The organism is Streptomyces vietnamensis (assembly GCF_000830005.1).
In the GTDB taxonomy this organism is placed as follows: domain Bacteria; phylum Actinomycetota; class Actinomycetes; order Streptomycetales; family Streptomycetaceae; genus Streptomyces; species Streptomyces vietnamensis.
In genome coordinates, this window is the sequence record NZ_CP010407.1 from 7,204,027 (window position 1) to 7,225,348 (window position 21,322).

General features: G+C 71.3%; 22 protein-coding genes and 3 pseudogenes. 19 read left to right on the top strand and 6 right to left on the bottom strand.

The window, feature by feature from the left end; all coding sequences use genetic code 11:
- Window positions 1-129: 129 nt before the first annotated feature.
- The 3 genes from SVTN_RS32245 (at window position 130) to SVTN_RS32255 (ending at window position 4,059) form a co-directional block, all read left to right on the top strand.
- Entirely contained in the window at window positions 130-2,001 is a 1,872-nt protein-coding gene (locus SVTN_RS32245; protein WP_245727709.1) for an ABC transporter ATP-binding protein, read from the top strand.
- Between the two features lie 65 nt (window positions 2,002-2,066).
- A complete protein-coding gene (locus tag SVTN_RS32250) occupies window positions 2,067-2,912 on the top strand; it encodes a VOC family protein (RefSeq protein ID WP_052499414.1) in 846 nt (281 codons plus the stop codon).
- A 64-nt stretch (window positions 2,913-2,976) separates the two neighbouring features.
- Complete coding sequence (locus SVTN_RS32255) at window positions 2,977-4,059, top strand: prephenate dehydrogenase (protein WP_041132256.1); 1,083 nt, start codon at window positions 2,977-2,979, stop codon at window positions 4,057-4,059.
- A 6-nt stretch (window positions 4,060-4,065) separates the two neighbouring features.
- Here SVTN_RS32255 and SVTN_RS32260 read toward each other — a convergent pair whose 3' ends face one another.
- Entirely contained in the window at window positions 4,066-4,815 is a 750-nt protein-coding gene (locus SVTN_RS32260) for an IS5/IS1182 family transposase (RefSeq protein ID WP_041132257.1), read from the bottom strand.
- Window positions 4,816-5,755: 940 nt separating this feature from the next.
- Here SVTN_RS32260 and SVTN_RS32265 point away from each other — a divergent pair.
- From SVTN_RS32265 to SVTN_RS32305, 10 genes and pseudogenes are all read left to right on the top strand, one after another.
- Window positions 5,756-6,586: a helix-turn-helix domain-containing protein gene (locus tag SVTN_RS32265; RefSeq protein ID WP_245727711.1), complete on the top strand. Its 831-nt coding sequence runs from the start codon at window positions 5,756-5,758 to the stop codon at window positions 6,584-6,586.
- Window positions 6,587-6,642: 56 nt separating this feature from the next.
- Complete coding sequence (locus tag SVTN_RS32270) at window positions 6,643-7,041, top strand: cold-shock protein (protein ID WP_078908823.1); 399 nt, start codon at window positions 6,643-6,645, stop codon at window positions 7,039-7,041.
- A gap of 162 nt (window positions 7,042-7,203) precedes the next feature.
- Complete coding sequence (locus SVTN_RS44445) at window positions 7,204-7,590, top strand: hypothetical protein (RefSeq protein ID WP_159026524.1); 387 nt, start codon at window positions 7,204-7,206, stop codon at window positions 7,588-7,590.
- A gap of 222 nt (window positions 7,591-7,812) precedes the next feature.
- Window positions 7,813-8,844, top strand: a complete 1,032-nt coding sequence (gene hppD, locus SVTN_RS32280; RefSeq protein WP_041132260.1) for a 4-hydroxyphenylpyruvate dioxygenase — start codon at window positions 7,813-7,815, stop codon at window positions 8,842-8,844.
- Window positions 8,845-8,864: 20 nt separating this feature from the next.
- Window positions 8,865-9,368: an acyl-CoA dehydrogenase family protein gene (locus tag SVTN_RS32285; RefSeq protein WP_159026525.1), complete on the top strand. Its 504-nt coding sequence runs from the start codon at window positions 8,865-8,867 to the stop codon at window positions 9,366-9,368.
- Complete coding sequence (locus SVTN_RS32290) at window positions 9,361-10,161, top strand: 4'-phosphopantetheinyl transferase family protein (RefSeq protein ID WP_159026526.1); 801 nt, start codon at window positions 9,361-9,363, stop codon at window positions 10,159-10,161. The genes SVTN_RS32285 and SVTN_RS32290 overlap by 8 nt, the downstream gene beginning before the upstream one ends.
- A gap of 28 nt (window positions 10,162-10,189) precedes the next feature.
- Complete coding sequence (locus SVTN_RS41220) at window positions 10,190-10,966, top strand: hypothetical protein (RefSeq protein WP_052499418.1); 777 nt, start codon at window positions 10,190-10,192, stop codon at window positions 10,964-10,966.
- A gap of 1 nt (window position 10,967) precedes the next feature.
- Window positions 10,968-11,468, top strand: a complete 501-nt coding sequence (locus SVTN_RS32300; RefSeq protein WP_218922693.1) for a flavin reductase family protein — start codon at window positions 10,968-10,970, stop codon at window positions 11,466-11,468.
- A gap of 77 nt (window positions 11,469-11,545) precedes the next feature.
- Window positions 11,546-11,722 (top strand): annotated as a pseudogene (locus SVTN_RS45775) (AMP-binding protein); the annotation flags it as partial.
- 2 nt (window positions 11,723-11,724) lie between these two features.
- Window positions 11,725-12,168, top strand: a pseudogene (locus SVTN_RS32305) (acyl-CoA dehydrogenase family protein); the annotation flags it as partial.
- 89 nt (window positions 12,169-12,257) lie between these two features.
- On the opposite strand, the pseudogene SVTN_RS42575 reads toward SVTN_RS32305, so the two are convergent.
- The 5 genes and pseudogenes from SVTN_RS42575 to SVTN_RS32325 form a co-directional block, all read right to left on the bottom strand.
- Window positions 12,258-12,425, bottom strand: a pseudogene (locus SVTN_RS42575) (amino acid kinase family protein); the annotation flags it as partial.
- The gene (locus tag SVTN_RS32310) at window positions 12,422-13,531 is read right to left on the bottom strand and encodes a M20 family metallopeptidase (protein WP_041132261.1); all 1,110 of its coding nucleotides are present in this window, start codon (window positions 13,529-13,531) and stop codon (window positions 12,422-12,424) included. The pseudogene SVTN_RS42575 and the gene SVTN_RS32310, both read right to left, overlap by 4 nt.
- Before the next feature lie 4 nt (window positions 13,532-13,535).
- Complete coding sequence (locus SVTN_RS32315) at window positions 13,536-13,871, bottom strand: hypothetical protein (RefSeq protein WP_159026527.1); 336 nt, start codon at window positions 13,869-13,871, stop codon at window positions 13,536-13,538.
- Between the two features lie 82 nt (window positions 13,872-13,953).
- Window positions 13,954-14,178 carry a ferredoxin gene (locus SVTN_RS32320; RefSeq protein ID WP_041132263.1) on the bottom strand — a complete coding sequence of 75 codons (225 nt, stop codon included), beginning with the start codon at window positions 14,176-14,178 and terminating at the stop codon, window positions 13,954-13,956.
- Window positions 14,175-15,368, bottom strand: a complete 1,194-nt coding sequence (locus tag SVTN_RS32325) for a cytochrome P450 (RefSeq protein WP_041132264.1) — start codon at window positions 15,366-15,368, stop codon at window positions 14,175-14,177. The genes SVTN_RS32320 and SVTN_RS32325 overlap by 4 nt, the downstream gene beginning before the upstream one ends.
- 152 nt (window positions 15,369-15,520) lie before the next feature.
- Here SVTN_RS32325 and SVTN_RS46680 point away from each other — a divergent pair, with 152 nt between their 5' ends.
- The 6 genes from SVTN_RS46680 to SVTN_RS32350 all read left to right on the top strand — a co-directional run bounded on the left by SVTN_RS46680 (window position 15,521) and on the right by SVTN_RS32350 (window position 21,290).
- The gene (locus SVTN_RS46680; protein WP_425429028.1) at window positions 15,521-15,778 is read left to right on the top strand and encodes a helix-turn-helix domain-containing protein; all 258 of its coding nucleotides are present in this window, start codon (window positions 15,521-15,523) and stop codon (window positions 15,776-15,778) included.
- Between the two features lie 22 nt (window positions 15,779-15,800).
- Window positions 15,801-17,636 (top strand): APC family permease, encoded by a 1,836-nt coding sequence (locus tag SVTN_RS32330; protein ID WP_041132265.1) that lies wholly within the window; start codon window positions 15,801-15,803, stop codon window positions 17,634-17,636.
- Between the two features lie 312 nt (window positions 17,637-17,948).
- Window positions 17,949-18,611 (top strand): hydrolase, encoded by a 663-nt coding sequence (locus tag SVTN_RS32335; RefSeq protein ID WP_041132266.1) that lies wholly within the window; start codon window positions 17,949-17,951, stop codon window positions 18,609-18,611.
- A 5-nt stretch (window positions 18,612-18,616) separates the two neighbouring features.
- Entirely contained in the window at window positions 18,617-19,117 is a 501-nt protein-coding gene (locus SVTN_RS32340) for a DoxX family protein (protein ID WP_041132267.1), read from the top strand.
- A 170-nt stretch (window positions 19,118-19,287) separates the two neighbouring features.
- On the top strand, window positions 19,288-19,866 hold the full coding sequence (locus SVTN_RS32345; RefSeq protein WP_041132268.1) for a Dps family protein: 579 nt from the start codon (window positions 19,288-19,290) through the stop codon (window positions 19,864-19,866).
- Window positions 19,866-21,290 (top strand): dihydrolipoyl dehydrogenase family protein, encoded by a 1,425-nt coding sequence (locus tag SVTN_RS32350; protein ID WP_041132269.1) that lies wholly within the window; start codon window positions 19,866-19,868, stop codon window positions 21,288-21,290. Before SVTN_RS32345 ends, SVTN_RS32350 begins: the two co-directional genes overlap by 1 nt.
- The last annotated feature ends 32 nt before the right edge of the window (window positions 21,291-21,322 follow it).

The following is a 21,322-nucleotide window of genomic DNA, read 5'->3' on the forward strand; positions in this document are numbered from 1 at the left end:
TGCGCGGCTGCATGAGAAACGAGGCGGATGTCCGTGTCGATGATGGGCGGCGGAAGCCCGGCACTGGGCCCGGCAGGACTGCAGCTGGAGGATGATTCGATCATCCGGCAAGGGGTCAGGCCGGGTACGGTGCGCCGGATCATTCCGTATACGAAGAAGTTCCGTTGGCCGCTGCTGCTGCTGATGCTGACCACGGTCGTCAACGCGGGCAACGCGGTCGCCACCCCGCTGATATTGAAAATGATCATCGACGACGGCATTGGGCCGAGGGACCGTTCGGTCGTGGTGGGGCTGTGCCTGGCGGTCGCCGGACTGGCGCTGGTCGACGCCGCGGCGGTGTACGTCCAGAGCTGGTGCTCGGGCCGGGTCGGCGAGGGCATCGTCTACGAGCTGCGCACCCAGGTCTTCGCCCATGTGCAGGAGCAGCCCCTGGCCTTCTTCACCCGGGCACAGACCGGTGCGCTGGTCAGCCGGCTCAACGCCGACGTCATCGGTGCCCGGCAAGCGGTCACCACATTGCTCTCCCAGTCGGTCTCCACGCTCCTGACGCTGGTCCTCGTGCTCGGTGCGATGTTCTACCTGTCGTGGCAGATCACCGTCGCCGCGCTGGTGCTGATTCCGCTCTTCCTCGTGCCGGTTCGGCTCATCGCCCGCCGCCTGCAACGGCTCACCCGGGAGACGATGCAGCTCGACGCCGAGATGAGCTCGATGATGAACGAGCGCTTCAACGTCTCCGGGGCGATGCTCGCCAAGCTCTACGGCCGCTCGACGGACGAGGAGGCGATGTTCGCGGGCAAGGCCGCCCGGGTGCGGGACGTCGCCGCGGTCGGCGTGGTGTGGGGGCGGCTCCTGTTCATCATCGTCGGCGTCCTCACCGCCATGACCACGGCTCTTGTCTACGGCCTCGGAGGCGCCCTCACCATCGACGGGGCGCTGGAGATCGGCACCCTGGTGGCCATGGTGACGCTGCTGCTTCGGCTGTACGGGCCGATCAACCAGCTGACGACCCTGCAGTCGACCGCGATGATCGCCCTGGTCAGCTTCGACCGGGTGTTCGAGGTGCTGGATCTGAAGCCCATCGTCAGTCAAAGCCCCACGGCGCGCGCGCTGCCCGCCGCCGCTTCCGCGCCCGACATCGAGTTCGACCACGTCTCGTTCCGGTATCCCGTCGCGAAGGAGGTCTCCCTCGCCTCCCTGGAGACCATCGCGCTGCGCAGGCCGGAACGCGCCGACAACGTCCTCACCCTGGACGGACTGACCTTCCGCGCTCCTGCCGGCAAGCTCACCGCCCTGGTCGGCCCGTCAGGAGCGGGCAAGACCACCATCACCCACCTGGTGCCGCGCCTCTACGACCCCAACGAGGGCCGGGTGCGCATCGGCGGCCACGACATCCGCGACCTGACCCTCCAGTCGCTGCGGGACACCGTCGGCGTGGTCACCCAGGACGCACACCTCTTCCACGACACACTGCGCGCCAATCTGCTCTACGCCCGGCCCGACGCCGACGAGAAGGACCTGACGGAGGCGTGCCGGGCGGCCCTGATCTGGGACGCCGTCCAGGCGCTCCCCGACGGCCTCGACACCGTGGTCGGCGACCGGGGGTACCGGCTGTCCGGCGGGGAGAAGCAGCGCATCGCCCTCGCCCGGCTGCTGCTGAAGGCACCGCCCGTCGTCGTCCTCGACGAGGCCACCGCCCATCTCGACTCCGAGTCGGAGGCCGCCATCCAGCGAGCTCTGAAGACCGCCCTGGCCGGCCGTACGTCACTCGTGATCGCCCACCGCCTGTCCACCATCCGCGAGGCCGATCAGATCCTCGTGGTCGAGGCGGGCCGGATCCGTGAGCGCGGAACCCACGCGGAGCTGATCGGCCAGGGCGGGCTGTACGCCGACCTGTACCGCACCCAGTTCGCCGAGCAGGCGCCCGAGGACACCGACGTCGTGGCCGGGGTGCCCCAACCCGATCTCGTGCCGCCTGTTCAACTGCCGCACGGCCACAGTTGAACAGCGGATCCCCCGGAGCGCCCGGCCCGCCGGCCTCCGCCCCACCGCTCGCAGGAAGGACAGGCATGGCAGCGCGCGACATCGCCTACGTCGAGCTGTACGCCAAGGACAAGCAGCAGACCGCCCACTCCTTCGTCTCGCTGGGCTTCACCTGCGTGGCGGACTCGGTGGCGCCGGACCGCAGTTCCCTGCTGCTTCGGCAGGGCGCCGCCCACCTCGTCATCACTTCGGGTCCCGCGACCTGGAAGTTCCTGGACACGCACGGGGAGGGCGTCGCGGACATCGCCCTGCTCTGTGCCGATGTCACGGCGACGGCGCAGCGGGCCGTGCGGGTCGGCGCCGGCCTGACCGGTTCCACACGCGGCAACCCGATCCTGTCCGGGGCCGGTGGGCTCACCCACACCCTGCTGCCGGCCACGCGGACCGCGAACCTGCTGCCGGCGGGCCACCGCTGGGTCGAACTGCCCCAGGGTCTCGGGCCGTCGGCCGAAGGGAACGGGCGGCTCGACCGGGTGAGCATCGCGGTCGACGGGCCGGATCCGGAGATCTACCTCCCCCTCTACGTGGACGCCTTGGGGTTCGTCCGGCAGCGGCCGGGAAACGCGTCCGGGGCTGCACAGGAACCGTCGGCCGTCCTCCTGGACAGCGCCGACGGCGGCACGACCCTCACCCTCTTCCGGCACCAACCACGCCCTCTGACCGGGGAGTCCACCTCACACGCGGGGGACGATGACAGGCCCGGCGTGCGGCAGCTGTCCTTCCTGGTCGATGACATCGCCGCCGCACGCCCTCCCCGCCTGAGCGGCGCCCTCTCCATCGAACTCGTCCAGCGGGGCGGGTCCGGCGGCGATGCCGCACAGGTCCCGGCCCCGCGGAAAGCGGGGAACCATCACCGGCTGACCGCCGGATGATCCCGCCCGCCGCCTTTGACACCGGACACCGGACACCGGACCGCCGGAGAAGGAAGTAGCCGTCATGCGCTCCGCAGTTGTGGTCGGCACCGGACTCATCGGAACATCCGTCGCGCTCGCGCTCAGCGCCCGGGGCGTGACGGTGCACCTGAGGGACGCGGATCCCGAGGCGGCCGGCATCGCCGCCTCCCTGGGCGCCGGGACCGTGGAGGCCCCGACCGCGGCTGTCGACCTGGCCGTGCTGGCGGTGCCTCCCGCCCTGGTCGGCAGCGTCCTGGCCGACGCCCAGGCGGCCGGGATCGCCCGCCACTACACCGACGTGGCGAGCGTCAAGGCGGAGCCGCGGGAGGACGTCGTCGTGCTCGGCTGCGACACCGCCCGCTACATCGGCGGTCATCCCATGGCCGGCGGAGAAGTCAGCGGACCCACAGCCGCCCGCGCCGACCTGTTCGAAGGCTGCACCTGGGTGCTCACACCGACGCCGGACACCGGCACGGAGACGCTCAACACCGCCCTGGAGCTGGTGGCGACCTGCGGGGGCACCCCCGTCGTGATGGCGGCCGCCGAGCACGACCGTGCGGTCGGCCTCGTCTCCCACGCTCCGCACGTCGTGGCGGCGCTGGTCGCCAAACGCCTTGCGAAGGCGGGGGAACGGGCGGTGAGCCTCGCCGGGCCGGGCGTGCGGGACCTCACCCGGATCGCGGGCGGTGACCCGGACCTGTGGGTCGACATCCTCTCGGCCAACGCGGGTGTCGTCGCCGACATCCTGGAAGAACTGGGCTCCGACCTGGGGGACGCCGTGGCCGCCCTGCGCGCCATGGCGGCCACGGACGAGGCCAAACGCGATGCCGGCCGACAGTGCGTCGACGCCCTGCTGCGCCAGGGCAGGTCGGGCCGTCGGCGCATCGCCGGCAAGCACGGCATCCGGCCCGCCCGCTACCGGACGCTCGGAGTGATGGTGGGCGACCAACCCGGCCAGCTGGCCCGGCTGTTCGCCGACGCCGACCGATCCGGCGTCAACATCGAGGACATCCATCTGGAACACTCCACGGGCCGCCTCACCGGCGTCGTCCGGCTGAGCGTCGACCAGCGAGCCGCACCTGCTCTGGAGGACGCGCTCCACTCCCAGGGGTGGCGCATTCAGTAAGGATCTTCAGCGCTGTCTCTCCAGGGTGAGGACGGCCTTGGTGATTGACGTGAGCCGGTTGGGGCTGATGCGGGCTTTGCGAAAGATCCGCCAGGCCTTGAGGCGGGCGAAGGCCCGCTCGACGGGGAAGCGGAGCCGTGCGTGTGCACGGTTGACGGCAGCCTGTCTGGGCGTGAGGGGGCGTCCGAGGTGGCGTTTGAACGGCACCTGGAAGGTTCCGCCGGCACCGGCGTAGGCCTTGTCGGCGAGGACGGGAATCCTGAGCCGTTCACAGACGGTGACGACGCGGTGGGTGCGGGCGGCGGTGATGTCGACCGTGCGGCCGGGCAGCGCGGGTGAGTACCAGATCAGTTCGCCCGCCGGGTCGGTGACGGCCTGGATGTTCACGCCGTGCCGTCGGGCCTTGCCCGAGTAGTCCCGTTCGTGGTCGCCGACCCGGTCGCACTCGGCGATGGTGCCGTCGAGCAGGACGTACTTGGGACGGGCGCGGCGCAATGCCTGGGCCAGGGACGGTGCTCTCGAGGCGAGGAGTCTGATCACGCTCTGTACGTAGGCGTGGGCGGTGCCTTCGCTGATGCGGAAGCCCGCGGCGAGCTTCGCGTAGGTGGTGTGCTCGCGCAGGTAGACCAGGGCGATGACGGCGCGTTGCGAGGGCCGCAGTTTGCAGCGGCGGTCACCCTCGCGGGTGACGATCAGCATCGTGACCCACTCCACGAGCGCGTGCGGCAGGTCGAGTGCGGCAGGATAGGTGACCAACGAGGCCTCCGGTCGCAGCGGTTGAGACGTCAGACATCTCGAACCATTGCCCGAAGGCCTCGTCTGCTATCCGCCCGTGGCCGTCACCCGATCGGTGACCACTCTGAAGATCCTTAGTGAGGGTCTCGGCCCACGGGCGTACGTCGACGGGATGAAACGGCACCGGTCCACGGACGGGGTGGACGCCGTGTGCGCGCAGGGGGCCGATGCGAGCCGGACATCGTCAGCAGCCTCACTCGTTCCCTGGCGTGCGAGGGAAAGTACCTGTTCAAAACCTGTGAGATTCCGACGGGCCCACCGTGCAAACTGAATCGTTGAGGGCTCGACAATGACACGCGGTACACGTGATCATTGCTGGTAACCAACCGGCAACATTGTAGAGCGGGGCGGGGGCGAGGATCTCGGTGAAAGGTGCTGGTGGTCCCGGGCGTCAGGCCCGGACGGGGTATCCGCCAGGTCGATTCTTGTCGCTTTGACCTGCATCATGAGTGGTTTCCTGCTCAAGCACAATGTGGCCGGAACCCTTTGTTTCGTCTGATCCTCACGGCCGATCCAGTGCTTACTGTCGATGGTCGGGACGGCGTGGCCCGGCGGTGAGGTGGAATTCCCCTGCCCTGAGATCCCGCGAGTGTCAGGTCTTGAGCAGTCAACCAACGGGGTGAGTAGATTGCATCAGCCAGTTCCAGCCAGAGTCCTTCACGCTGTCGTCAACCCTCCATCGGCCGCCGATGCCCACGGCACGGGCACCGGTGGCGATGGATCCGGAACGTCGGAGTCCGGATCACCGTCGCCTCGGGAGCGTCCAAGCCCCGAGCACGTACCCATATCGACCCTGCTTCCCGGTATGTCGCCCCGGTCCGAAGGGCCGGACACGGAACACGTCGCTCGCCTCGCCGAAATCGAAGACGCTCTTCCGCCCATCCTCGTCGACCGCCGCACCATGCGGGTGATCGACGGAATGCACCGTCTGATGGCCGCCTTCGTCCGAGGCGACCAGATGATCAGTGTGGAATTTTTCGAGGGCAGCACCGAGGACGCGTTCCTGCATGCGGTACGGGCGAACGTGGCGCATGGTCTTCCACTGTCGCAGGCCGACCGTCGGGCCGCTGCGGCCAAGATCGTCGCCTCGCACCCGCACCTGTCCGATCGGGCCATCGCACGTGCCGCGGGCCTGGGTGCCAAGATGGTGGCCGGGATCCGCCGCCAGGCCGACGGGGTGGTGCAGCTGCACGCCAGGGTCGGCAGGGACGGCAAGGTCCGCCCGCTCAACAGTGATGAAGGACGCAGACGGGCGGCGGAACTGATCGCCGAGCGACCGGATGCCTCACTGCGGGAGATCGCGCGGCTGGCGGGGATCTCCCCGGCGACGGTCAGCGACGTCCGCAGGCGCCTGCGGGCCGGCGAGCCCCCGGTGGTCTCCGGCGAGCAGCCGGCGCAGGGGGGCAAGGCGACCGACGTATCCACGCGGGTGCGAAGGCTGCGCGGCGAGCGCAAGGAGGAACTGCTCGACGCCGATCCCATCACCGTGCTGGAGAAGCTGCTGCGCGACCCCTCCCTGCGGCACAAGGAGGAGGGCAGGACCCTGCTGCGCCTGCTGCGCCAGAACGCCATCGGAATGCGCCAGCGCTTAGAACTCACCGCCGCGGTCCCACCGCACTGCGGTGCGCTGGTGGTGAACCTCGCCCGGCAGTACGCGGAGACGTGGCTGGAGTTCGCCCAGAAGCTCGACGAGAAGGTGCAGTCGGCCCGCCGTCCCGCCGCGGGAGAGTGACGGGATCGGTGCGCTCCGCTGTTGTGGCATACAGAGACGACTTCTCGGAGGTTGGTGTGGTCGCCGGTCGTGTGGTGAGGTTCGACGGCGCTCGAGGCTATGGGTTCATCGCCCCGGACAACGGTGAGGAGGACGTCTTCCTGCACGCCAACGACCTCCTCATTCCCGAGGCCTACCTGAGGTCCGGCCTCGCGGTGGAATTCGATGTCGACGTCGGTGACAGGGGGCCGAAGGCGTCCTCGGTGCGGCTGGCCGAGGGGGCCGAATCGCCTGTTCCGGTGGCAAGGAACTCGGCGGGAGACAACGTTATCGACGACGTCGTGGGTGAGGACGAGTTCACCGTGGAACTGACTGAACTCCTGCTCCGCACGCCGTCGCTGACTGCTGCTCAGATTGTCGAGATCAGACGAGAGCTGACCGCGTTCGTCAAGAAGCACGGCTGGGTCGAGGGCTGAGCTCAACCGGCTGACAGCGGCGGCTCGACCCGGTGGATCGCGGCGAAGAGGATCGTCGCCTCGCATCCGCACCTGTCGGACCGGGCGATCGCCTGCGTATCGGGTCTCAGCGCCAAGGCGGTGGCCGCGCTGCGCGCTCGTTCAAGTGGGGGCCGGCCGCAGTTGAACGCCAGACGCGGCCGGGACGGCCGGATGCGCTCCCTGGACGCCGCCAAGGCCCGGCCGCGGGCGGCGGAACTCATCGCCGAGCGCCCCGACGCCTCGCTGCGCCACATCGCCGCACCGGTCGGGCTCTCCCCGGCGACCGTGAGCGATGTCCGCAGACGCCTCGCGTCCGGCCTGCCGCCGGCCGGACCGAAGCACCACCCGGCCGGTCCCGGCTCATCGCCGCGGTGCCACCGCACCGGCGCGCCCTCATCGCGCAACTCGCGCACCGGTACGCCGGGAAGTGGAGCGCTTCTGCGCAGGAACTGGAGGAGCGCGTCAACGGGGCAGCGCGCGCCGAGCGCCGGCGGCCGGCCGGGAGTCGTCGGCCGCCCACGCCGTTGATTAACGGCGCCACTCCCGAGATAGTGGTCGGGTATTCGCTCTTGGGCGATCCCATTCTTCGGTCAATTGAGACCCGGATGCGCGCCGTATTTTACTGTCGACCGCCGGTCCGATCCGCCGAGCACGAGGGACGAAGCCGCTCCGATTGATTTCACGGCACAGGAATGACCGCTGCTCGGGCGGGCCGTTCCTGGCCATTCTGCTTTCGAGAGGGTTCTCAAAATGGCAGTGCGCGAGATCGCCCATGTCGAACTGCTCACCAGCGATGAACAGGACACCGTCGACTATTTCCAGGGGGCGATGGGTTTCAGTCAGGTGGCCAGGTCCACGGAGCCCGAACGAAGCTCGGTGTTCCTGCGGCAGGGAGACGTACGCCTCGTCGTCTCCTCGGGCCCGGCGACCTGGAAGTTCCTGGACGCCCATGGTGACGGCGTCGCGGACATCGCCCTGCGCTGCGACGACGTCGTACGTACCCGGGAGGCGGCAGCGGCGGCCGGCGCGAGGATCGTCACGCCGGGAACGAGAGGCCGCACGGTGGTCTCGGGATTCGGGGACGTCTGCCACACCCTGCTGCCCGCAGCCGAAAACGCCGGTCCGGTCCTGCCCGACGACCGTCCCTGGATACCCGAGCCCGCCCCGGGCACACGGCAGTCCCGCCCTGACCCCATCCGCCTGCTCGACCACGTCGCCGTCTGCCTGGAGGGCGGCACCCTGGAGGAGTACGCCGACCTCTACCGGGACGCCTTCGGGTTCTCCCGCTACTCCTCGGAGTACGTGGACGTCGGAGGACAGGCCATGGACTCCATCGTCGTCCGCAGCGCGTCGGGCCGTGTCACCTTCACCCTCGTCGCGCCGGACCCCCGCCTGGGGTCCGGACAGCTCGACGCCTACCTGGAACGCAACGCGGGCCCGGGCGTCCAGCACCTGGCGTTCCTCGTCGACGACATCGTGCCCACCGTGCACGCGTTCCGTGGCCGGGGCGTGGAGTTCCTGAACACGCCTGCCAGTTACTACGACATGCTCCTCGAACGGCACGATGGGCTGCACTCGGAGATCGATTCCCTGCGGGCCGCCCACGTTCTCGCCGACCGGGACGAATGGGGCCATCTGCTCCAGCTGTTCAGCCGCTCGCCCTACGAGCGCAACACCCTCTTCTACGAACTCATCCAGCGACGCGGCTCCCGCGGTTTCGGCAGCTCCAACATCAGGGCCCTCTACGAGGCCGTGGAGCGCGACCGGCTGAACGCCGAATGACCGGCGCGGCTCCGGGACCGGTGGCCGAGGACGCTTTCACCCTGCACGACTTCGCGCTCCTGGCCCACCTCGGCTGGAGCGCCTGCCGGCTGGGCGCCGCGGCCGGGGCCCTTTCCCGTATCCTGCGGCCGCTGCGCAGCCCCGAGGAACGCCGCCGCAACCTCAGGAGCGAGCTGCTGCCGACCCGGCTGTCCCGGGCCCGCCGGCGCATCGACACCGTGCAGGCGATGCTCAGCCACGTCGCTGACGCATACGTGTCACTGCCCGAGCGGGAACGGGGCGGCCCGTCCTGGCAGTTGCCCGTCAACGCTCTGAAGGTGACAGCATCCGAGCAGTGCCCGGCTGCCGTGGACGAGCTGATCGAGCCGATCGGGCTGCGCCACGGCTACCTGCGCCACCAGCCGCTCGGCCTGGAGCGCGTCCTGCGCGATCCGCGGTCTGCCTCGCCGAACCACGGCAACGACCGGCTGCATCTGGCCAACGGCTCGCTCAGCCCGCTGGACCAGGAGCCCACCCTTGCCTGACACCGTCCCTCTCCCGTCGGCCGCCGCGCCCCCCGCCCGGCGCCAGTCGGGCGCCCGATCCGTCGGCCCGCCCGGTGCGCCCTGGGCCCGCCTGTGGACGCCGGCTCCCGGCGTCGTCGTCGCCCTGGCACCCGTGGACGCCGTGCTGGCGACGCCCGCGGCCGTGTGGCGGCTGCGCCCCGAGGAGTACCGTTCGGCCGCCGGCATGGCGGCCCGGCGGGCCCGCGAGCACCTGGCCGGCCGGGCACTGCTGCGGCTGCTGCTCGCCGAGGCGGCCGGCGAGGAGGACGCCCGCGCCCCGGTGGTCCCCGAGCCGGCCGGCCGGCCCCGGCTGCCCGGTTCCCCGGACACCGGGGTGAGCATCTCGCACAGCGGCCCCTATGCGGCCGCCGCCGTGGCCACCGGACTGGACGTCGGCGTCGACGCTCAGGTGCCCCGGCCTCCCCTGGCCGCCCTGCTGCGCCGCTGCTGCGCACCCGGGACGGCGGCACACCTGGCGGACCTGCCGCCCGAGCGGGCCGCCCTCGCCTTCGCCCGGATCTGGAGCGTCCAGGAGGCGTGCGTGAAGGCGCGCGGCACCGGCCTGTCCGGCGCGCCCTGGCGGGTGCGCGTCGACCCGGGCAGCCAGGCCGGCACCTCGGGGGCGCTGCACTGGCGACGACCGCCCTGGCACGAGGCGGCCGACGCCGAACCAGTCGCCCTGGCCTGCGCCTTCGGACCGCCCGAGGCACACCCCACGCGCCCGGCGGAAGCCCCCCGCAGCGGCCGGGACTCGGCGTCCCGAACGTCCTGACCACCACGCCCGTCCTGCGGAGGAACCGATGCGTACCGATGTCACCCGTCCCACCAGCCGGGGACCGAGCTGCTCCACGGAGAACCTCGCCGGCCACCTGGCCACGCGGGCCCCCGCCCGCGCCGGTCTGACCGCCCGCTCAGTGCGGCGCGCGGTCGACCCGGCCACCGGCTGCTTCTCGCACCACGACCGCGCCCCGAACAACCTGCCCGGCGGGCGCAGGCTCGCGTACCGGGGCGCCCCCGACGCCGAGGCGGCCCTCACCGGCATCGCCGCCGAACCGGCCGGCCACGGCCGGGCGCCGGTGGTCGCCGACAGCGGCGCGCTGCCCTGGCTGTCCGGGGAGGCGGACGCCCACGCTCCCCACCTGATCCTCGTGGACGGCCGTACGCCCGACGGGGGACGGCACGTGGTGGACGGCTTCACCGCCCTGTTCAGCGGCGGCGGACACCAAGAGCCGTTCGCCGGAGAGCTCTCCGCAGCCGAGCTTACGGCCCTGCCGGCCTTCCCCCGGGGACTGTCGGAGGTGCACCGCGCGCGCAACGCCCTGGCCTTCGGCTTCCCCGTGCCCACCCCGGTGGACGAGACGTACCAGTGGCCGGCCGGGGAACGCCGGGCCGTCGACGCCACCACCGCGAAGTGGCGCGAACTGCCCCTCAACCTCAACGGAAAGACCGACCGCAAGGCCGTCCAGGCCACCCTGAACACCGCCCGCCCAGCCGTGTCCGGCCCGCCCCGCCCCACCCCCGAGGGCCCGCCCGCCACCGGCACCCCCCGCACCCGCCTCCCGGAAGGAACCCGGTGACGTGACCGCGCCCACCACCCCCACCGCGCTGCCCGGCCGTGAGGAGTTCCGCTCCGCCATGGCGCAGCTCGCCACCGGCGTCGCGGTCATCACCACCGCCGGACCCGACGGCCCGGTCGGCTGCACCGCCAACGCGGTGCTCTCCTTGTCCACCGAACCGCCCTCGGTGCTCGTCTCGCTCGCCACCAGCGGCCGCACCGTACGGCAGGCCCTCACGTACGGCGGCTTCGCGGTCAACATCCTCAGCTGGCAGCAAAGGGATTTGATGCACCGTTTCGCCCGGCTTCCCGCGGCGGAACGTTTCGACGGCGTCCCCCACCGGGACGAGCAGGGCTGCCCGGTCCTGGCGGCCACCGCCGCAACCGTGGTGTGCCGCCTCGACCAGGCGCCCACCGTGCACGATCACACCCTGCTGATCGGCCGGGTCCTGTGGACCGCGCAGGACCCCACCGCCCAGGCCCTGGTGCTCTACCAGCGTCACCAGCACGCCGTAGGCGGCTGACCCCGGCCATGCCACCCGTCCCGCCCGCACGCACCAGGACAGGATTCGAGCACGAGCATCTTCGGCAGATCCTGGAGTTCTTCCAGGCGGCGGGCATACCCGTACTGGAGGGCTACGGCCTGACCGAGTCGGGCGCCCTCGGCACCATCAACGCGCCGCACTCCCTGCGGATCGGCACCGTAGGACCGCCGATGCCCGGCTGCGAGGTACGGATCGCCGACGACGGCGAGATCCTGCTGCGCGGCCCGCACATCAGGGCATCACCTTGTTCGTCGTCACCTCGGACCTGCCCGGCTTCCACCGCGGCCGAAAGCTCGACAAGGTGGGCCAGGCCGAGTCCGACACGGCGGAGCTGTTCTTCGACGACGTCCGCGTCCCGGTCGAGAACGTGCTCGGCGAGATCGACCGCGGCTTCGCCCACGTCATGGAGCGGCTGCCGCAGGAACGGATCGGCGCGGCCGTCACCGACATCGCGCACGCGGCGGGCGAACTCACCGCCGTCGACGCCGCGAAGGCCAAGTGGTGGACGGCGCAGGCGCAGAGCGAAGTGCTCGATGCCTGCGTCCAACTTCACGGCGGCTATGGCTACATGCGCGAATACCGCGTGGCCCGGGCCTGGAGGGACGCCCGCGTCACCAAGATCTGGGCCGGCTCCAACGAAATCATGAAGGAGCTCATCGGTCGCGACCTCGGCCTCTGACCCCCCCCATGGACGAGCGGGCAATGCCTACAGGGCGTTCGTTCCCGGACCAGGTCAAGACGCGCCGGTCGCTACCCACCGGGGTGGGCGGCAGGCATCGGGGATACCTGCTCGGCGAGATCGATCAGCTCGTCCGTCGTGTCGCCCATCGCGGAGACCACGACGACGACCTGATGGCCGTCCTTCTTGGTGTCCGCGATCCGCTTGGCGACGCGCTTGATGCCTTCGGCATCGGCAACGGAGGAGCCGTCGGCTATGCCGTCCGACGGTTCCGGATCGCCTCGACCAGGCCGGTGACCAGGTTCGCCCGCTCCTCCATCGTGTCGACGAGCAGGAACTCGTGGTCGGCGTGGGCGCCACCGCCCACGGCCCCCAGACCGTCGAGGGTGGGGATGCCGAGCGCGCCCGTGAAGTTGCCGTCGCTGCCGCCGCCGACGGCCACACCCTCGATCCCCGGCTGCAGTTCGCGCGCCAGCTCGAAGAGCGCCCGGGACGCCGACTCCGGCATCGGCGGCCGGTTCACGCCTCCGCGGACGGTGAGGGCGGCCCCCTCCAGACGGGGGGTCAGCCCTGCGAACGCCGCCTCGACACGGTCCTTCTCCTCGTTCGACTCGACGCGTACGTCGACCCACACCGTGGCCTGCGCGGGAATGACGTTGTCGGAGGTCCCCGCGGACGCCACGGTGGGGGACACGGTCGTGCCGATCTCGGGACGGCTCAGCGCCTGGATGGCCACCACCTGGTGGGCGGCCTCGACCAGGGCGTTGACGCCGGCCTCGGGCTCGAGACCGGCGTGCGACGCGCGTCCGGTGACGCACACCTCGAACGTGCCGCATCCCTTCCGCGCGGTCTTGAGCCCTCCGCCGTCGGCCGCCCCTTCGAAGACCAGGACGTGGCCGCAGGCGCGGGCCCGTTCCTCGATCAGCGCGCGCGAGGACGCCGAGCCGACCTCCTCGTCCGCCGTCACCAGGATCTCCACCCCGGTCAGGTCGTCCAGCGCGGACAGTCCGTGGATGGCCTGGACGAGCCCTCCGAGCATGTCGAAGACCCCGGGGCCGAGCACCCGCCCGTCCTCCACCCGGAAGGGACGCCGCTCCAGGGTGCCCAGGGGGAAGACGGTGTCGTGGTGACCGAGCACGAGCACCTGGGGCGATCCGCCGCCGCTCCAGTGGACATGGGGGCCGACGGGACCGTCGATCAGCACGGCCTGCCCGCCGAGTCTCTCCTCGATGACCGCGGCGACCGCGGCGGCGGATGCGTGGATGGCGTCGAGGTCCCGCGAGGGGGACTCGACCTCGACCAGGGTGCGCAGGTCCTCGAGCATGGCGTCCGTGCTCGGACGGGCATGGCGGTTCATGATCATGCCCTCAGTATGGTGCGGCCGATCCGGACGACGGCTCCTGGAGGGCTTCCCCGGCGACGACGCGCATCGAGCTCTCCAGAGCGGTCAGGAGAGCGGTCAGGAACCGCTCGTCGGTCTCCGGTCTCCGGGGCAGGGACAGGGTGACGAAACCGCTCTTCCCGATGTGGACGCCGCGCTCGAGCATCTCGTGGAAGAGCAGCTCGATCGGCCGCTTGTCGGTGCCTTCCAGGGTGGGCGGCGAGCCAGGTGGCGAAGTCCTGGAGCGCGGGGTCCAGGTCGCGGACGGCGGTGAGGTCCCGGGCCCCGCGGCGAAGCTCCTGGTGGACGGGGTCTCTACCAAGATCACCCGTGTCTGCCGGGAGCTTCGCGTGCTTGTCCACCTTCCCCCGAGCAGGGGAGACCCCATTCGGTGGGTCGCAGGTTCACATCCTGTCGTCGGGTTCCGGCTCGTGGAGGGTGATCGCCCCGGAGGGGCAGACTCCGGCGGCCATCCGGGCGGCCGCGCGGTGGGCGGCGGGCGGTTCGGCGTGCAGGAGGAGTACGAGGCCGTCGTCGGGGTCCTGGTCGAAGACGTCGGGGGCGGTCATGGCGCACATGCCGGCGCCGATGCAGCGCTCGCGGTCGACGCTCAGGCGGGGCGCGCTCATTCGGCGTCCCAGGTGACCGGGAGGCTCTTCACCCCGTAGATGTCCGCGGTCTCCGGGCGCAGGGCGACGTCCTCGGCCGGTACGGCCAGGCGCAGGGTGGGGAAGCGGTCGACCAACGCGCGGAAGGCGACCCGCATTTCGACCCGGGCCAGCTGCTGCCCGAGGCACTGGTGGATGCCGTGGCTGAAGGCCAGGTGTCCGGCGGCCTGCCTGCTGAGGTCGAGCGTGTGGGGGTCGGCGAAGCGGTCGGGGTCGCGGTTGGCGGTGTTGTACGAGAGGAGGACCGTCGTGCCGGCCTCGATGGTGTGGCCGTCCAGCTCGACGTCCTCCAGCGCCGTCCGGTGGAAGGTCTTGGCGACGCTCAGATACCGCAGCAGTTCCTCCACGGCCCCGTCGGTGAGCGCGGGATCGGCGCGCAGCGCGGCCAGTTGGTCCGGGTTCTGCAGCAGGGCGAAGGTGCCGAGGGACAGCATGTTCGCGGTGGTGTCGAATCCGGCCGCCAGGAGGATGAGGCTGATCCCCCTCAGCTCCTCGTCGGTCAGGTCGCTGTCGGTGAGTTCGCTGAGGATGTCGTCGGTGGGGTGGGCGCGCTTGGCCGCCACCAGCTGCGCGAGGTATTCCTGGGTCGCGGTGTAGGCGGCGATCAGCTCCTCGTCGCTGACCTCTCCGCCCATGAACGTGTCGATCTGCTCCTGGAAGGACGCCCGGTCCGCGTAGGGCACGCCCAGGATCTCGCAGATGACGATGGTGGGGATGGGCTTGGCGAACGCGGTCACCAGGTCGGCCGGCGGCCCGGTCTCCTCCATGGCGTCCAGACAGTCGGCGGTGATCTGCTCGATCCGTTCGGTGAGCATCCGCATCCGCCGCACGGTGAACTTGCCGACCAGGGGCTTGCGGTAGCGGCTGTGCTCGGGCTCGTCCATGAGGAGGAACTCGCCGGGCGGCGCCGGGGGGAGCTGGAAGTCGACGACGTTCATGAGGTCCTTGCGCGAGCTGAACCTCGGGTCGGCCAGGACCGCTCGCACCGTGTCGTATCCGGTGATCAGCCGACCGGGTTTGCCGCCGGGGTGGGTGTAGTGGCTGATGGGGCCGTGGCTCCGGGCGTCGATCAGCTCGGCGGGCGGGTCGAAGGGGCAGCCGGACCGGCGCTCCGTCGGCAGCGTCGTGACGGTGTGGAGGGAGTCGCTCATGACTTGTCCTCATCTCGCGATATGACGTGTTCGGGATTGATTGAAAGCTACGTTGCGTTCATGGTGACGTCAATCAGTCGAGCATGTTTTTGCAGGTGAGAGATAGGGAATTGATGCAATGACGCTGAGATTGAATGCAACGGTGCGTTGCAATGAATGGCGGCGAAGGCAATACTCGCGGGTTGCCGGGAGGACGCCTGACCCAGCAGGACCGTGAACGCATCACCGCCGGACTCGCCACCGGCCTCTCCTACGCCGAGATCGCGAGGCGGGCCGATCGGGCGCCTCTCCGCCGTCGGCGCGAGCGTCGGCGCGAGCTAGGAACGCGTGAAGAGAGGGCATCCGGGCGTAAAGAACCCGCCAGGAACGTCGGAGGCCGTCCCGACCGGGCTCACGCTGAGCGGACATGAGCACCGAAGGAGTCTGCCCCCCATGACCGCTCCGACCACTGAGAAGGACGCCGTAGCCTGCGCCGAAGAGCCTCCTGATACCGGCGCGCGGCACAAGCTGACGGCCGTCACCGGACTCGCCGCGCTGTCGCTCGACGCGATGGCGTCGGTGGCGTACGGGCCCGAGGCCATCGTGCTCGTCCTTGCGGCCGCAGGCGGATACGGACTCGGCTTCACGGTCCCGGTGACCCTGGCCATCGCCGGTCTCCTGGCCGTCCTGGTCGCCTCGTACCGGCAGGTCATCGCCGCCTTCCCGGACGGCGGCGGTTCCTACGCCGTGGCCAGGACCCACCTCGGCCGCCGTACCAGCCTGGTGGCCGCCGCGTCCCTGGTCCTGGACTACGTGCTGAACGTGGCCGTGGCCGTGACGGCCGGTGTCGCCGCCCTCACCTCCGCCTTCCCCGGGCTGTACGGCGACCGACTGTGGATCTGCCTGGCCGTCCTCGTCCTGATCACGGCGGTGAACCTGCGCGGCATCGTCGACTCGGCCCGCGCCTTCATCGTCCCGACCGCCGTGTTCGTCGGCGCGATCCTGGTCCTGATCGCCGTCGGCCTCTTCCGCGACGCCCCGGTCTCCACCGAGGCCTCCGTCGGACACGCCTCGGTCCTGGCGGACAACGCCACCACCGTCGGCGCGCTGCTCCTCCTCAGGGCCTTCGCCTCGGGCTGTTCGGCGCTGACCGGCGTCGAGGCCATCGCCAACGCGGTGCCGTCCTTCCGCGTCCCGGCCGCCCGCCGGGCGATGCGGGCGGAGGTCGCGCTGGGCGTGCTGCTCGGCGTGATGCTGATCGGTCTGTCCGTACTGATCTCCCGCTTCGGCCTCCAGCCGGTCGAGGGCGTCACCGTCCTCGCCCAGCTCGCCGACGCCTCCCTCGGCCACAACTGGGCCTTCTACGTCGTCCAGTTCGCGACCATGGTGCTCCTGGCCCTGTCCGCGAACACCTCGTTCGGCGGCCTGCCGGTCCTGCTGAAACTGCTGGCCCGGGACGACTACGTCCCGCACGTCTTCGGCCTCAAGGCCGACCGCCAGGTCCACCGCCACGGCGTCGTCTGGCTGGCGGGCGTCTCCGCCCTGCTGCTCGTCTTCTCGGGAGGCGACACCAACACCCTCGTCCCGCTCTTCGCGATCGGCGTCTTCGTCGGCTTCACCATCGCCCAGACCGGGATGGTCCTGCACTGGCGGGCGACCCGGCAGTGGGCCAAGGCCGCGCTCAACGGCCTCGGCGCGCTGCTCACGGGCGTGTCGGCGGTCGTCGTCACCGCCGCCAAGTTCCACGACGGGGCCTGGCTGATCGTGATCGCCCTGCCGCTGTTCGTCGCCCTCTTCGAGACCGTCCACCGCGCGTACGGGCGGATCGACGCGCGCCTCGGCGTCGGGAAGATCCCCGAACCGCCGCGGCGCGCCCGCTCCCTGGTCCTCGTGCCGGTGTCCTCCCTGACCCGCCTCACCAGCGAGGCCCTGACCGCCGCCGTGTCGCTCGGCGACGAGGTCCGCGCGGTCACCGTCTGCCACCCCGACCCGGAGGACCAGGCCCAGACCGAGGCCCTGGAACGGGACTGGGCGCTCTGGAACCCCGGCATCGAGCTCGTACGGCTGCCCTCCGAGCGGCGTTCCCTCGGCCGGCCGATCACGGCATACGTGCGGGACATCGCCGCGGCCCACCTGGACACCCGGGTCACCGTGCTCGTCCCGGAGGCCGAGCCCGAGCACGTGTGGCAGCGGCTGCTCCAGAACCAGCGGGGTGCGGTCGTCGCCCACGCCGTCCGACGCGACACGGACGCCGTGATCTGCCGGCTCAGGTTCCGCCTCTCGGACTGAGGCCCGGCCGGCCTCGGTTGTCGGCGCGGATCCGGTCCTTCTTCGCCCGGTACTCGGCGGGAGATGTCCTGGACGAAGCGCTCGGCCATCTCGTCGACTGCGGCGAGGTGACGGGAGAGCGGCCTTCGGCCCGCGCGTCCGGCGCCGGTCCTCGCTGTCCGGAGGGTCTGCGGGCGCTTGACGCAGTGCGCTGTCGTGCCAGCTCCTGGGCACGGAGAGGAAAGTCGGTCGGTCGGGCCGGTCTTAGTTTTCGGGTGTGCCGAGCCGCGGAACGCGGACGGCACCGTACCGACTGCTTGGAGAGGACCCCTCATGTTCGACATCACCAAGGTGCAGGCCGCCCCCAGCGTGGACCTCCTCACGCCCGACAACTCGGTCATGCTCTTCGTGGACCACCAGCCGCAGATGTTCTTCGGCACCGGGAGCGGCGACCGCGCCGCGATCATCAACAACACCGTGGGTCTCGCCAAGGCGGCGAAGGCGTTCGACGTGCCGGTCGTCCTGACCACCGTCGCCGCCGAGTCGTTCTCCGGGCCCCTGCTGCCGCAGCTCGCCGAGGTCTTCCCGAAGCACGAGGTCATCGACCGCACGACCATGAACGCCTGGGAGGACGAGGCGCTCGTGGCGGCGGTCAAGGCGACCGGGCGCAAGAAGATCATCCTGTCGGGCCTGTGGACCGAGGTCTGCCTGGTGCTGCCCGCGCTCTCCGCCCTCGGGCAGGGATACGAGGTGTACGTCGTCGCCGACGCCTCCGGCGGCGTCACCCCGGCCGCCCACGAGCACGCGCTGCAGCGGATGGTGGCCGCCGGCGCGGTCCCGGTGACCTGGGTGCAGGTCCTCCTGGAGCTGCAGCGGGACTGGGCGCGCCAGGAGACGTACGCCGACGTCATGGAGATCGTCAAGGCCCACGCGGGCGCGTACGGCCTGGGCGTCGTGTACGCGCAGAGCGTCATCGGCGCGCACGCGGCCGGCTGACCTCGGTGGACACCGGCATTCTGATCCTGCGTCTGCTGGTGGGACTGCTCGTCGCGGGGCACGGCGTGCAGAAGGTCAGTTCACACCTGGGCGGCAAGGGACTTCAGGGCGGCACGGAGGAGTTCCGCGCCGACGGCTTCCGGGGCGGTGCCCTCACCGCCCTGGCGGCGGGCGGCGGCCAGATCGGCTCGGGTCTGCTGCTCGCCGTCGGCTTCCTGACCCCGCTCGCCGCGACCGGGGCCATCGGGGTCATGACGGTCGCGCTCACGGTGAAACGGCCCCACGGGCTCTGGGTGCAGAACGACGGATACGAGTACCCGCTCGTCCTCATCGGCACCGCCGCCGCCCTCGCCGCCACCGGACCCGGCGCCTGGTCCCTCGACGCGGTCCTCGGCCTCACGCCGTACCCGTTGTGGTGGGCCGCGCTCGCGCTCGTGGCCGGTCTCGGCAGCGGGCTGCTCACCCGGCTCGTCCTGCACCGGACCGCCGCTCCCGGCGAGCACTGAGCGCGAGCCGCGCAGACCGGGTCCGGCCGCCCGAGCGCCCCTGTCCGGCTGCCCGAGCGCCCCTGACCGGGCGGTCGAGCACCCCCGACCGGGCGGCCGGGCACCCCTGACCGGGCGGCCGGGCCCTCCCTCTCTTCCCGACCAGTCGACCAGTCGACCAGGAGCACTTGATGGACACCACCACACCCACGCGAGGCGGCGGCCAGCCGCTGCTGCACCAGAAGGGCGCCGAGACCCAGGCGTTCGGCACGCTCAAGCAGCTGCCGATCGGCCTCGGTCACGACACCCGCATGTACGCCTGCCAGCGGCTCAACCGCGTCCTCGCCGACACGCAGATCCTCTACGCCCTCTACAAGAAGCACCACTGGCTCATGCGCGGGGCGACCTTCTACTCGCTCCACCTGATGCTGGACAAGCACGCGGAGGCCCAGCTGGCCATCGTGGACGCGCTGGCCGAGCGGGTCCAGAGCCTCGGCGGCGTCGCCGTCGGGGACCCGCGCCACGTCGCGGAGCTGACGGCGATCCCCCGGCCGCCGGACGGTGTCGAGGAGGTGCCCGTCATGCTGTCGAGGCTCCTCGACGCGCACGAGCGGATCCTGATCGACGCCCGGGACGCCGCCGCCCGGCTTTCGAAGGAGGGCGACGAGGGCAGCACCGACCTGCTCGTCTCCGACGTCATCCGTACCGGCGAGGCGCAGGTCTGGTTCCTGGCCGAGCACCTCGTGGACACCCCTCTGGTGCGCGGCTGATGGACACGTACGACGTCGTCGTGGTCGGCGCCGGCCCGGCCGGCGAGGTCGTCGCCGACCGGGTCGTCCGCTCCGGACTGACCGCCGTCGTCGTCGAGGCCGAGGAGGTCGGCGGCGAGTGCTCCTACCGCGCGTGCGTGCCGAGCAAGGCGCTCCTGCGTCCCGGCGCGGCCCGCGCGGCCGCGCGGTCGGTCGAGGGGGCCCGGCAGACGGTCACGGCGGCAGTCGACCCGGCGCACGTCCTGGCCCGCCGGGACCGCTTCACCGCTCGCGGCGACGACACCGGTCAGGCCGACTGGCTGCACGGCGCCGGCATCGCCCTCGTACGGGGGCACGGCCGGCTCGCCGGAGAGCGCCGGGTGGACGTGACCGGGGCCGACGGCACGGTCCGCACCCTGCGGGCCGGGCTCGCGGTCGTCCTCGGTCCCGGCACGGAACCCGTGTTGCCGCCGGTCGAAGGGCTCGACCGCATCGGCGCGTGGACCAGCCGGCAGGCCACCACCGCCGACGCGGTGCCCGAGCGGCTCGTCGTCATCGGCGGGGGAGTGGTGGCCTGCGAGATGGCCACCGCGTGGCGCTCGCTCGGTTCCTCCGTCACCCTGCTCGTCCGCGACCAGGCCCTCCTCACCGGCTGGGAGCCGTGTGCCGGAGAAGAGGTCACCCGTGGTCTGACCGGCTCGGGCGTCACGATCCGCTTCGGGGTCTCGGCCACCCGGGTCGCCCGTGACGCGACCACCCGTACCGTGACCGTGGAGACCGACGACGGCGCCACCCTCGCCTGTGACGAGGTGCTCGCCGCCGTCGGCAGGCGCCCGCGCACCGCAGGTCTCGGCCTGGAGACCGTCGGACTGGCGGCCGGAGACCGGCTTCCCGTCGACGACACCTGCCGGGTCACCGCCCTCGACGGCGACTGGCTCTACGCCGTCGGCGACGTGAACCACCGTGCGCCGTTGACCCACATGGCCAAGTACCAGGCCCGTGCCTGCGCGGCGGCGATCGCCGAGCGCGCCGCCGGCCGCCCTGCCGTCACCGGAGGCCTGCAGGCGTGGAGCGCGGAGGCCGACCGTTTCGCCGTCCCGCAGGCCGTCTTCACGCATCCCGAGGTCGCGAGCGTCGGTCTCACCGAACGCTCCGCACGCGAGGCGGGCATCGCGGTACGGGCGGTGGAGTACCGCATCGACGACGTCGCGGGAGCCGCGCTGCACGCGGACGGTTATCGCGGTCACGCCAAGCTCGTCGTCGACGAGACGCGGGGAGTCGTCGTCGGCTGCACGCTGACCGGCCCGATGGCGACCGAACTCATCCACACGGCCACCGTCGCCATCGTGGGTGAAGTCCCACTGGAACGCCTGTGGCACGCCGTACCCGCCTTTCCCACGGTCAGCGAGATCTGGCTGCGCCTCCTCGAGGCGTACGGCCTCTGAGGTCACCGCCGCACGCCGTGCCCGTCTCCCGC